The organism is Leuconostoc sp. BM2, from assembly GCF_002095565.1.
GTDB lineage: Bacteria > Bacillota > Bacilli > Lactobacillales > Lactobacillaceae > Leuconostoc > Leuconostoc falkenbergense.
Window position 1 is genome coordinate 1 of sequence record NZ_MOWQ01000041.1, and the last position, 12585, is coordinate 12585.

The 12585-nt window shown below is 38.6% G+C and carries 12 protein-coding genes and 1 pseudogene; 10 read left to right on the top strand and 3 right to left on the bottom strand.

From position 1 onward, the window contains the following. A partial coding sequence (locus BMG01_RS09050) for a helix-turn-helix domain-containing protein (protein WP_143472291.1) occupies positions 1-191 on the bottom strand: 191 nt, incomplete at its 3' end. A 351-nt stretch (positions 192-542) separates the two neighbouring features. Here BMG01_RS09050 and dnaG point away from each other — a divergent pair. The 6 genes from dnaG to BMG01_RS09080 all read left to right on the top strand — a co-directional run bounded on the left by dnaG (position 543) and on the right by BMG01_RS09080 (position 7830). Next, the gene (gene dnaG, locus BMG01_RS09055; protein ID WP_004914002.1) at positions 543-2405 is read left to right on the top strand and encodes a DNA primase; all 1863 of its coding nucleotides are present in this window, start codon (positions 543-545) and stop codon (positions 2403-2405) included. Between the two features lie 34 nt (positions 2406-2439). Continuing rightward, positions 2440-3738, top strand: a complete 1299-nt coding sequence (rpoD, locus tag BMG01_RS09060) for an RNA polymerase sigma factor RpoD (protein WP_080518954.1) — start codon at positions 2440-2442, stop codon at positions 3736-3738. Positions 3739-3840: 102 nt separating this feature from the next. Next, entirely contained in the window at positions 3841-4398 is a 558-nt protein-coding gene (locus tag BMG01_RS09065) for a QueT transporter family protein (protein WP_004914007.1), read from the top strand. Continuing rightward, positions 4398-5132: a 3-oxoacyl-ACP reductase gene (locus BMG01_RS09070; RefSeq protein ID WP_004914009.1), complete on the top strand. Its 735-nt coding sequence runs from the start codon at positions 4398-4400 to the stop codon at positions 5130-5132. The genes BMG01_RS09065 and BMG01_RS09070 overlap by 1 nt, the downstream gene beginning before the upstream one ends. Before the next feature lie 129 nt (positions 5133-5261). Next, a complete protein-coding gene (locus BMG01_RS09075) occupies positions 5262-6263 on the top strand; it encodes an alpha/beta hydrolase (protein ID WP_004914011.1) in 1002 nt (333 codons plus the stop codon). A 160-nt stretch (positions 6264-6423) separates the two neighbouring features. Continuing rightward, positions 6424-7830 carry an NAD-dependent succinate-semialdehyde dehydrogenase gene (locus BMG01_RS09080; RefSeq protein WP_004914013.1) on the top strand — a complete coding sequence of 469 codons (1407 nt, stop codon included), beginning with the start codon at positions 6424-6426 and terminating at the stop codon, positions 7828-7830. Between the two features lie 59 nt (positions 7831-7889). Here the strand turns inward: BMG01_RS09080 and BMG01_RS09085 are convergent, their stop codons facing one another. Then, a complete protein-coding gene (locus tag BMG01_RS09085; RefSeq protein ID WP_004914015.1) occupies positions 7890-8723 on the bottom strand; it encodes an aldo/keto reductase in 834 nt (277 codons plus the stop codon). Positions 8724-8956: 233 nt separating this feature from the next. Here BMG01_RS09085 and BMG01_RS09090 point away from each other — a divergent pair, with 233 nt between their 5' ends. The 4 genes from BMG01_RS09090 (at position 8957) to BMG01_RS09105 (ending at position 12477) form a co-directional block, all read left to right on the top strand. Next, positions 8957-10006, top strand: a complete 1050-nt coding sequence (locus tag BMG01_RS09090; protein WP_004914016.1) for a 2,3-butanediol dehydrogenase — start codon at positions 8957-8959, stop codon at positions 10004-10006. Between the two features lie 142 nt (positions 10007-10148). Next, complete coding sequence (locus tag BMG01_RS09095) at positions 10149-11066, top strand: aldo/keto reductase (RefSeq protein WP_004914018.1); 918 nt, start codon at positions 10149-10151, stop codon at positions 11064-11066. Between the two features lie 186 nt (positions 11067-11252). Beyond that, positions 11253-12029, top strand: coding sequence for an EAL domain-containing protein (locus BMG01_RS09100; protein WP_051000479.1), 777 nt, complete (start codon positions 11253-11255; stop codon positions 12027-12029). Next, the gene (locus tag BMG01_RS09105; RefSeq protein ID WP_233127288.1) at positions 12004-12477 is read left to right on the top strand and encodes a hypothetical protein; all 474 of its coding nucleotides are present in this window, start codon (positions 12004-12006) and stop codon (positions 12475-12477) included. Before BMG01_RS09100 ends, BMG01_RS09105 begins: the two co-directional genes overlap by 26 nt. Here BMG01_RS09105 and BMG01_RS11025 read toward each other — a convergent pair. Then, positions 12474-12585, bottom strand: a pseudogene (locus tag BMG01_RS11025) (IS30 family transposase); the annotation flags it as partial. The gene BMG01_RS09105 and the pseudogene BMG01_RS11025 overlap by 4 nt on opposite strands.

The following is a 12585-nucleotide window of genomic DNA, read 5'->3' on the forward strand; positions in this document are numbered from 1 at the left end:
CGACCACGTAGATGACGTTTTTTCAATGCCAACGCATGAGCAATGTCAGCTTTATAGGGTGTCACTTGATGAATTTCAATCACAACGGTTGAAGGAGAGCGTTTAATAAAGCGCGCAATGGCACGAACAGAATAATTCAATTCGAGTAAAGTTTGAATGACAGTGCGTTCTTGAGATGATAAACTAGTCATGAGTCGCAGTTCCTTTATGGTTGTTTTAGACAATTACAATTAAAGGCGCTGCGGCTTTTTTATTCAAGTGTTCGGTTTAATTTTACAATCTACCATATTGATTTTATGTCAAGAATATTTTATGGAGCAAGGGACAATCGTTCGGCTTGGGGTTGACATCTGCCATTGCTCGCTAAGTTAACATAATATCCTAAATTTAAAATTCTGATATGGCTAAAACGTTGCTATAAAGCGATTTAATAAAAATAAAAGGGCTTGACAAATTAAAATATTGAACGTATAATTTTAGATACGAAGATTAGGTCGCGAACGACGTCGTTTGCGACTTTTATTATTTGGAAAGGGGTGTGCATGGCGAGTAAAATTCCGCAATCATTCATTGATGAAGTACGGTCGAAAGTAAATATTGTTGATGTTATTGGTCAGTACACGCCGCTCGTCAAAAAAGGACGTCAATGGAATGGTTCGTGTCCATTCCACGAAGACAAGCATCCATCACTTTTTGTTGAGGAAAACAAACAAGTTTTTAATTGTTTTTCTTGCGGTCGCTCGGGTTCAGTTTTTTCCTTTATTATGGAGAAAGAAGGGCTATCTTATCCAGAGGCTATCCTGTTTTTGGCTGAGAGTGTTGACATGCCGATTGACAGTAGTATTTCAGCGACGGCCACGCACCAAGTAGATGCGACGACTCAAGCAATTTATCAATTGCACAATGATGCACAGAGATTATATCAGCACACGTTGCTTAATACGACCTCAGGAGAAGCCGCACTTCAGTATCTTCACGACAAACGTCATCTGACAGATGATATTATTAAAACATTTGGTATAGGCTTTGTACCTGACGATAATTTGTTGTTGAGTTACGCAAAAAATCAGAATCTATCGCCAGCGCTATTATCAGCCTCAGAATTATTCCTCACCAATAGTGCCGGAGAACAGCGTGACCGCTTTGCTGGTCGAATTGTCTGGCCAATTAAAACTGAGCGCGGTCAAGTGGTTGGATTTTCTGGTCGTGCGCTGGATAAAGACAATTCAATTAAATATATGAATAGTCCTGAGAGTCCTTTTTTTATGAAAGGGCGAATCTTATATAATTTTGATCGTGCGAAAAATGTCATCAGACAGACTGGCACAGCGATGATATTTGAAGGTTTCATGGACGTTATTTCAGCTGACATGGCTGATCAAAAAGTTGGTGTAGCGACTATGGGAACTGCGCTAACAAGCGATCATGTCCACCAATTAGCAAAAATTGCCAAACGAATTTTGCTGGTTTATGATGGTGATGATGCCGGACAGACAGCTGCACGACGGTCGATTGAGTTGATTACGAACAACACTAAATCACTTGAAATTGGCGTGGTGCATTTACCTGATAATCTTGATCCAGATGAAGTGCGGATTAAATTAGGGTTACCCCAGTTAGCACAATCTTTGACGCAAAGTATCCAAACGCCGATTGAATTTTTGGTTGATGATGCTAAACGTGATAAAAATTTGAGTAATCAATCACAATATTTGCAATTTTTAAAAGAAGTGATGATAATACTGGGTCGCGCTACGCCAGTAGAGCAAGATCTGCAGTTAACTCGAATTTCTAAAGAGTTCGGGACTTCTAAAGAAGCGTTGCAAGCGCAATTGGCACAAACACTTCAGCAGAAATCAAATCAGTCACAAGTGCAATCACAGCGTTTGACGACTAGGGATGATTTTTATGGCGAGCCGCCACAAGATAATTATTATGATCAACTTTATGAGGCTAACCCACAGTTTAAAAACACGGTTTCCAAGGTAGAGTTGGCTGAGCGTGCCTTAATTATGGCAATGATTAAAGATCCGCAAGTGATGCGTCGGGTTAAGTCTACTGCCGGTTTTGCATTTGTTCATTCAGATTATCAGTTATTAATGATGTTAGCTGAAGTTTATCAGCGAGATCATATTGGCAGTTTCGACATTGCAGAATTTATGGATTTTTTGCAAAAGCCAGAGCTGAACCAAAAAATAATGGCCATAGATCGTTTGTTTGGTGATTTGGAAGTTAAAGACGAAGCGGTTAGCGATTATTTACGTTTAATCATCAATGATGCCCCAAAAATGTCGAGAATTGACGAATTGCAACGACAAATTACCGTTGCAAAGCAACAACGTGATGACACGAAGCTAGTACAATTGACAACCGAATTGATTAACATTAAGAAGCAACAACAGTAATGGAACGCACGTTTAGTGTAAAAAGGAGTTAAGCATGACAACTGTTTCAAGTGCAAGCAAGATTTTAGATATCAAAGCATACCTAGATGAGAACAATATCGCTTACAATAGTCGCGCTAAGAAAGCTGAATTATTGGCTTTAGCACAAGGTAAGACACCTGAACAAGCTGCAGCAGCGGGCAAAGCGTCAAAGCCAAAGTCAGCCAAAAAATCTGGTCCACTTAAAAATCCAGAATATGATAAAGCCACAAAGGCATTGATTGCTGAGTTTAAGACTGCTAAGTCAATTACTTATGCTGATTTGTCAAAACGCTTGGCAGAGCCATTCAACTTAGATGAAGAAAACATCGAACGTTTGATGGAAAAGGTTGAAGATGCGGGCATTGCAATTGTTGATGACAATGGTGACCCAGCACCAGAAGTGTTGAAAGCCAAACAAAATAAGCCCTCAGCAGAGGAGTTAGCCGAAGCAGAAGAAACACCAGCCGGAATCAAAATCAATGACCCTGTTCGCATGTACCTCAAGGAAATCGGTCGTGTTAACCTCTTGAAAGGCGACGAAGAAATAGAAATCGCCAAGCGAATTGAAAATGGCGATGTTGAAGCCAAGCAAGAATTAGCCGAAGCTAACTTGCGTTTGGTTGTGTCGATTGCTAAGCGGTATGTCGGTCGTGGCATGCAATTCTTGGATTTAATTCAAGAAGGTAATATGGGTCTGATGAAAGCCGTTGACAAATTTGATTACACCAAGGGTTTCAAATTTTCAACTTATGCCACATGGTGGATTCGTCAGGCTATTACACGCGCTATCGCTGATCAGGCACGTACAATTCGTATTCCAGTTCACATGGTCGAAACAATTAATAAATTGATTCGTATTCAGCGTCAATTATTGCAAGATCTTGGACGTGAACCACTACCGGAAGAAATTGGTGCCGAAATGGATTTGACGGCCGACAAAGTTCGTGAAATTTTAAAAATCGCGCAAGAACCTGTTTCACTTGAAACACCTATTGGTGAAGAGGATGATTCACATTTGGGCGACTTCATTGAGGACAATGAAGCCGTTTCACCTGCTGATTCAGCTGCCTACGAAATGTTGCGTGAACAGTTGGAGTCAGTTTTGGACACATTAACTGATAGAGAAGAAAACGTGTTGCGTTTGCGCTTTGGCTTGGAAGATGGACGTACGCGCACGTTGGAAGAAGTAGGTCGTGTATTTGGTGTAACACGTGAACGTATTCGCCAAATCGAGGCTAAAGCTTTGAGAAAGTTGCGTCACCCAAGCCGTTCAAAGCAACTTAAAGATTTTATGGATGAAAGTACGAATTAATCAAGACACTCAATGATCGTTGATAAAGCATAGGAATCAACGTGACAATGAAAACAGCGGTTCATCTACCATCCCGCTCATCAAAACTAGGAGAATTTATCAATGCAAAAATCTATGACAGTTTCAGAATCAAGCCGTACGCGCAACATTACTATGGTAGCAATTGTCGCTGCTTTGTATGCAGCGATTACTATCGTTGTTGCACCAATAGGATTTGGTCCAGTTCAGTTACGCCTGTCCGAAGGGCTGAATCATTTATCAGCTTGGAACAAACGTTATGTACTAGCGCTTGGATCAGGTGTATTAATCGCTAATTTGGTTTCACCTTTAGGGTGGATTGATTGGGTATTTGGCACTTTAGGGACTGTTATTATGACGGCTATTACTTATTTATTAACAAAAAAAGTAAAAAGTGCGATTGTAAAAATTATTATTAGTTCTGCTGTGGTGTCAACTATCGGCATGGCTATTTTGGCTGCGGAATTTACGTTTGCTTTCAGCATTGGCGCAAGTGGTGCCTTTGCCTCTGGTGCAAAAGGCGGAATCTTTGCACAATGGTTGGCGTATTACATTAGCGTAGTACCCGGTGAACTTGTTTCATTAATTGTGGGTGGCATTATTATTTTTTCACTTAGTAAAATAGTTGATTTGAGTAAATAATGACAAAGACATATACAAATAAGAATATTTTGATTACCGGTGCCGCTTCTGGCATCGGTTTTTCTCAGATGATGAGTTATTTAACAAACGGTGCTCGTGTTATTGCAATCGATGAACAGCTCATAGACGTACAGCATGAAAGGCTAGTTACTTATCAACTCGATATCAGTCACCATGACGAGCTAATTGATTTACTAACCACTATTACAGATAAGGAAAGTATTGATATTTTAATCAATACGGCTGGTATTTTAGACAATTATCAACCTAGTTTGGAAACGGATTTTGAGAATTGGCAACATGTTCTAGACGTGAATGTTACGCCTATGTTTATTACAACTAATGCAGTGTTGCCCGGTATGATTGCAAGAGGTGGTGGGCACATTGTGAATATGGCTTCCATCGCAGGATTTTCCGCGGGTGGAGGTGGTGCTGCCTATACAACAAGCAAACACGCGATTATTGGTTATACCAAACAACTGGCATTTGACTATGCTCAAAAGGGTATTCACATTAACGCGATTGCTCCGGGAGCTATCAATACGCCGATGAATGCAGCGGACTTTGCCGGAGATGGCACAATGGCTAAACAAGTGGCTGAACAAACACCTGCAAAACGTTGGGCGATACCACAAGAAGTAGCTGATCTAACTTTATTTTTAACCAGTTCACAAGCTGACTATATCAATGGCGCAGTAGTGCCAATTGATGGTGGTTGGAGTTTAGGACATTAATAGATAAATTATGTTGTAGTCATTAAACCTTTCCAAATCCTAACGGGTTTGGTTTTTTTGTGTTCATACACATGATATGATAAAAGTCATAGTAATTCAAAAGAGCGAAATATGAGTAGGTGATGGTTGATGTGGCGAAGAATTAGAAGGTGGCTTTTCTGGTTGGTTGTTTCCTTATTAGTCATAATATTGACAACTTTGTTAGCATTTAGTTTGTCTCCAAGACCAAGTGCATATTTGATTAAACGTATGTTTGACGGGCCAGTAACGATTACGGATAAAAGTGCTTTTAAGTCGGCTTCTAAAAATGTCACGGTGACCGGTAATGTCGTTTATCCGTCTCATTATCAAAAAAACACTTTAGATATTTATCAACCAAAAGATGTAACAAAATCTAAAGCAACACTTGTCTGGGTTCACGGTGGTGGGTATGTGGGTGGTGACAAAAGTGGCATGAAGGAATTTGCCACAAAAATAGCTGCTGACGCCAAATTAACAGTCATTGCAATTAACTATCAGTTGGCGCCCACTGCGACTTATCCAAGCCAACTATATCAGTTAAATGACGCAATAAATTATCTAAAAAGTCAATCAAATTTGAATACATCCCAAATAATTGTTGGCGGTGACTCGGCCGGTGCACAAATTGCCCTGCAATATGCAGCATTGGCAACGAATAAAAGCTACGCCAAAAGTATGAAGTTTCAAACAGCTATCCCAAAAGATGCCGTTAAAGGCGCGATTTCATATTGTGGCCCAGTTAATCTCAAGCAAGTATTAGATCAAAAAAGTGATTCATTAATATTAAAATGGTTCGTTCATTCAGTTGCTTGGAGTGAATTAGGAACACGCCAATGGCAAAAGTCAGTTGAGCTAAAGCAAGCTTCTTTAGTTGATCATGTCACAACTGAATTTCCACCAACCTATATCACAGATGGTAATGCTTATTCTTTTCAAGACCAAGGCTTGGCGTTTGAAAAAAAATTACAACAATTAGGCGTGTTAGTGACGAGCCAATTTTTTAATCATACCAGTAAGTCCATCACACATGAATATCAATTTAATTATCAAACTAAAGCAGCCAAAAAGTGTTATCAGCAAACGCTAGCTTATATAGCCAGTGTTGAATAGTCAGCATGATCAATTGATGATCATGCTTTTTTGTGAATAATATTACATATTATTTGCATATAAAATCACAAGTTAAATACTTTTGTAATAATTTGAACGGTGTTATAGTAATGATGTTGTTAGTTATACTCACTCTGTATCAAACGAAAGGTCGAATAAAATGAGCTATCAAACAATTAATCCATTTACAGATGAAGTGATTAAAACATATGACAATCATGATGATGCCTATGTCGAAAAAGCAATTGCAAAGGGTCATGCACTGTATAAAAAATGGCGTAATGATCCTGTTGAAAGTCGTGCCGCAGCGTTGAATAAAGTGGCTGACGTGATGGAAGCACAAACAGATGAGTTAGCCAAAGTCTTGACCCTTGAAATGGGAAAACGTTTCGTAGAAGCGCAAGGCGAGGTTGCTATTTGTGTATCAATTGCACGTTATTATGCCAAAAATGCAGCGGAATTTTTGAAACCAAAGCCAATTGAATCATCAATCGGACCAGCCCAAACAATCTCAAGACCAACAGGTGTCTTGATGACAGTTGAGCCTTGGAACTTCCCATACTATCAAATTATGCGTGTCTTTGCCCCTAACTTCATGGCCGGCAATCCAATGTTATTGAAGCATGCTAGTAACACACCAATGGCAGCTGGTGCTTTTGAAAAAGTTGTTAGCGAAGCAGGTGTACCAGACGGTGCCTTCACTAATCTTTACGTTGACTATGATCAAGTTAATAATATTATTGCAGACGATCGTGTTCAAGGTGTGGCGTTGACAGGATCAGAGCGCGCTGGACAACTTATTGCCGCAGAAGCTGGTAAGAACATGAAGCAGAGTTCTCTTGAACTCGGCGGCAGTGATCCATTTATTGTTTTGGAAGACGCTGACCTTTCAGAAATTAAGAAAATTATTGGTGGTGCACGTTTGTATAATGCTGGTCAAGTCTGCACGTCATCAAAGCGCTTTATCGTGACAGAAAAGAACTATGATGCACTGTTAGACATGCTTAAAGAAGCCTTTTCTGAAGCAAAAATTGGTGATCCAATGGATTCAGATACCACTTTGGCACCACTAAGTACTTCAAAAGCTAAGCAGAATCTGACAAAACAGGTTAAAGCGGCAGTCGATGCTGGCGCAACACTTGCGTTTGGTAGTGTTGAACAGAACTTGCCAGCTGCACAATTCGAGCCAGTTATTTTGACCAACATCACTAAGGAAAACCCAGCATTTTATCAAGAATTCTTTGGTCCAGTTGGACAAGTTTACAAAGTCAAGGATGAAGAAGAAGCAATTGCTTTAGCCAACGATTCCCACTATGGCTTGAGTGGCGTTGTGTTTGGTGGTTCGGCTGAACATGCAACTGAAGTGGCATCACGCCTAGAAACTGGTGCAGTCTTTGCCAACAGCTTTGGTGGTACATTACCCGAATTGCCATTCGGCGGTGTTAAAAATTCCGGCTACGGTCGTGAATTGGGTCGCTTTGGTATTGAAACATTCGTCAACAAAGAAACAATTGTTACGAAGCATGAACCAATTGATTTGGATGATGTATTTGGTGGATTCGTTTAAAATCTGATCAAAAGAAAAGCTTTTAATCTCTTATTATTGAAGAGATTAAAAGCTTTTTTTTAGAATTCTTGATAAACGGCAGGGTCTTGGTTATTGGTTCGACCATCAGGTTTTGACAGTGCGTTAATACGTGCCATGTCGTCCTTTGTGATGTCAAAATCAAAAATATCCAAGTTGCTAACTTGACGGGCAAAGTGAGTGGCTTTTGGAATAGGGAGAACACCAAGCGATACTTCCCATTTCAAAATCAATTGACCAACATTTTTGTGATATTTTTTAGCGATATCAACTAGGGTTGGGTTAGTCAATAAATCGCTTGCTCGGCCTAGGGGACTCCAAGCTTCAGTTAAGATATTGTGTTCAGAATTATACGCACGCATTTCTGCTTGATTAAAGAAGGGATGTAATTCGATTTGATTGACTACCGGTAAATGGCCCGTTTCTGTTTGTAGTCGTTCTAGGTGTTCAGGTAAGAAATTGCAGACACCGATTGATTTTACTAATCCAAACTTCTGTGCTTGAATTAGCGTATCCCATGCTTCAACATAATGATCATCAATCGGATTTGGCCAATGAAGCAAGTACAAATCAAAGTAATCTAATTTGGAACGAAATAAGGATTCTTGAATCAAATCAATTGATGCCTGCTGATCACTATAATATTTACCCGGCAATTTTGAAGTGACAATCAGTTCATCACGTGAGACATGGGAAGTCTTGATTGCTTGTCCCACAGTGCCCTCGTTTTGATAGTTGAAAGCAGTGTCTAATAAACGATAACCAGCTTTAATTGCTGAAGTGATAGCATGAGCACCTGTGATACCGTCGAGTTTATAGGTACCAAAACCAACTGCTGGCAATTGCTGTCCGTCACTTAATTCATAAAATGACATTTTCATTTTCCTTCTTTCTTAATTGATAACACTTACATTAAACGATAAATACGGCCGATGCAAAAATATTGCTTGTAAAATATCTTACAAACATGGTTGATAAAATCAAATGATGGTTGAATTTAATCATTATTTTCAGGTGATTTTTTACACAAAGAAATAAAATAAGCGTTATAATATTACTAAAGACATATAGTCTTTAAAAACTTACTGTCATCAAAGGAGACATAATAATGAAAGCAGCTGTATGGCATGGTGTGAAAGATGTTAGAGTCGAGGATGTTGCGTTAAAGCCAGCAAAGTCCGACGAAGTTGTTGTACGTGTAGCGTATGCCGGAATTTGCGGCAGTGACTTACATGAATATTTGGAAGGACCCGTCTTTATTCCAGTTGATGCACCAGACACTTTAACTGGTGGACAAGCACCATTAACAATGGGACATGAATTTTCTGGTGTGATTGAAAAAGTTGGTGCTGATGTTACCAAGTTTAAAGTTGGTGATCATGTTTCGATTAATCCAACAGTGACTAAGGGAATTTCACCTGATAATCTTGATGTTTATGATGGCTATAGCTTCATTGGTTTGAGCACAGATGGTGGCTTCACTTCGTTTGTCAATGTCCCAGAAGAGAATCTTTATCATCTTCCAGAAGACTTTTCATTGAAATTAGCTGCAACAATTGAACCAACTGCTGTTGCGGTTCAAGCCGTTAAAGAAGGTGATTTGCGATTTGGCGAAAAGGTTGTTATTTTCGGTGCTGGACCAATTGGTGTTTTGGTTGCTGCGGCTGCAAAAGCTGCTGGCGCAACTAAAATTGTTGCGGTGGACTTGTCAGAAGTTCGTTTGAAGAAGGCATTGGAAATGGGCGCAACAGACGTTATTAATCCTAGCCAAGTGCCAGACGCAATTGCTGCGATCAAAGACATTATTCCAGGTGGTGCCGATGTATCATTTGAAGTTGCTGGTGTACAACCAACGTTTGAACAAGCAATTGACGCGACACGTCCACGTGGTAGTGTTGTTATTGTTTCAATTTTTGCTAAGCCAATTAGCTTTGATCCAATGCAAATGATGAATGCTGGTGTCAAGTTGACCACAACGATTGCTTATTCTAAGGAAACGTTCCAACAAACGGTTGATTTGGTAAGTAGCGGTCAAATTGATGTTCAGCCAGTTATCACTGATACCATTGAATTGGATAACATTGTTAATGATGGTTTTGAAGCGTTGACACGTGATAAGTCACAAGCTAAAATTTTAATTGATTTGAATCAAGCATAATTTAGTATATTTTGGAGCACACAGTAGCGTGTGCTTTTTTTGTGGTGAAAAACAGCAGTGTCATTTGCAAACAAATCACTTGGTTGCTATCTGCTTAGGGTTTATAATTATAGTTATAAATAGTAAGTAGGAGGAGACGCAAGTGATAGATAAAGACGTTGTAAATCAACTAAATCATAAGGCTGCAAAGTTAGGGATTGGCACAAATAAAGTCGGTGGACACAATTTGTTTGACGGCCTTCGTGATCAAGATGGTTATGACCTTGTAAAAGAAGCATTAGATTCAAATATTCAAATGATTGATACGGCATTTATGTACGGATTGGGTCGATCCGAAGAAATCATTGGGGATGTTTTACAAAATTATCCGCGTGAAAACTTTAAAATTGCGACTAAAGCAGCGCAAGATCCTAATCACGATTTAAAAATTAATAACACGCCAGCTTTTTTAACACAAGCTGTTGATGATGCTTTGACACGTCTCAAAACAGATTATATTGATTTGTTTTATATCCATTTTCCGGATGACGATACGCCTAAAGATGAAGCCGTAGACGCTTTAACTAAGCTAAAACAAGCTGGCAAAATCAAGGCTGTCGGTGTTTCTAATTTTAGTTTAGAACAAATTAAAGAAGCCAATAAAGATGGTGGCGTTGATTTTGTAGAAGATCATTACAACTTAGGTGATCGTGAAGCTGAAACCAAGCTGTGGCCCTACCTAAAGGAAAATAACATTCAATTTGTGCCATACTTTCCATTAGCCTCAGGATTACTTACGGGTAAGTATCAGCCAGAAGATAGTAGCAAGTTTAAGCAGTTTTCAGCAGATCAATTTCATAAGATCATGACTGGAATAGATGTGGTCAAACAGATTGCTAGTAGTCATCAAGCTACTGTTGCCCAGACTGTTTTGGCGTGGTATATCAAAAATCCTGATATTGCGGTTGTGATTCCTGGTGCAAGACAACCGCAACAAGTGGCCGACAATGCTGCCACGTTAAAAGTTGACTTGTCAGATGATGACTATCAGACGATTGATCGTGTATTTAGTGGTATTTAATAGTCAAAACGAAAATGCTAGCCGAATAGGTTAGCGTTTTTTGTCTACATAATAGGACTTATTAAAGTATAAAAGGTGTGATAAAATTAAGATATTATTACATAAATTTAAATATAATGTTCTTCGTTAAAATAGTAAAGATTTTTAATTGACATAAATATTTGAAATTAAAGGAGCGATAGTGTTTTGAATACTATTATAACTGATGCAATTAAAAATTTTTACTTCGTAGGACAACCAATTCGACATTTAAAAAATGAACAGATAATAGAATTTGAATTACTTTTACGTAATAATATAGTCTCAGGTTTTCCCAAAGATGAGTATGCGTGGATGACAAAATCGGAAACAATCCATGCCAAATTTTTGAAGCATATTGTGCAGGAAGTGAACCGTATTTTAGTTGATAATCCAGAAATACATTTTTCGTTGAACCTTGATCAACAAGAAATTGAATACGAAACGACTTTTGAAATTATGAAGAATATTTCACAAGAAAATCGGTCTCGCTTAATTTTAGAAATCACTGAAATTCCAACGTTAAGACGTTATGGTCAGTATGGTGAAACGATTAATGTTTTGGCGTTTAAACGCTTAAAAAAATTGGGTTATCGACTAGCATTGGATGATTTAACAACAGGTAATAATTCATTAGGCAATCTTGAAATTACGATTCAATATCTTGATCGTCTCAAGATTTCTTATCGTCATCTTGAGAAAATGATGACACCAGACGAGATTGTGCTGCAAATTCATTTGTTACAGTCGATTGTTGGTAGGCATGACATGGATTTAGTTGTTGAAGGGGTTGAGACGGAGAGTGTTTCTGACAACTTACAAACATTGGGCGTAAGCTTGCAACAGGGATTTTTGTTTAAAACCAATGCTTGTCCGACTGATTGTAAAAAACATGTTGAGAGGAATAAGCGTGATCAAAATGACGATCATTTCAGAATTTTTTAGCATATTCTTTGGCCTTTTTAACTTAACTAGTGTTTTTTCTTTTTTTATTGTCGTCGGCATTATTTCACTGTGCTGCATGATTTTAAATGCTATGGCATCAGCATTTCAGACAAAAAAATACGAAAATTTCCTACACTTCATTCGCTCTTTTGTACCGCTGTTTAGCATATTTATGTTGCAAAGTTATTTGCTTTCGATTGATAGTTATACACAATGGTTGACCGAATGTAATTTACAAGTTTTGTTGTGGTTTTATTTTCTATTAATGCTAAATGAACGGGGTCAAGTTTACATTTTAACCTTGGTTGCAACCATATTTTTTATTAACTTCAATTTTAATAGAGGTATTCATGATATCACGCCACTTAGCCTTGCAATAGCTGTAATAGGTTTGCTAGTCATCGCTGTTTCTGCCTTTGTTATTCAAAAGGTAGATTGCAAGAATTAACCGAACACTGCAAACTGCTGAAAAACCTTTCGTGGTGATTGCCAGTTGAGTGTTTTCATTGGTCTCGCATTGATCCAATGATTAATTTGATCTAATTCTTTGGCGCTA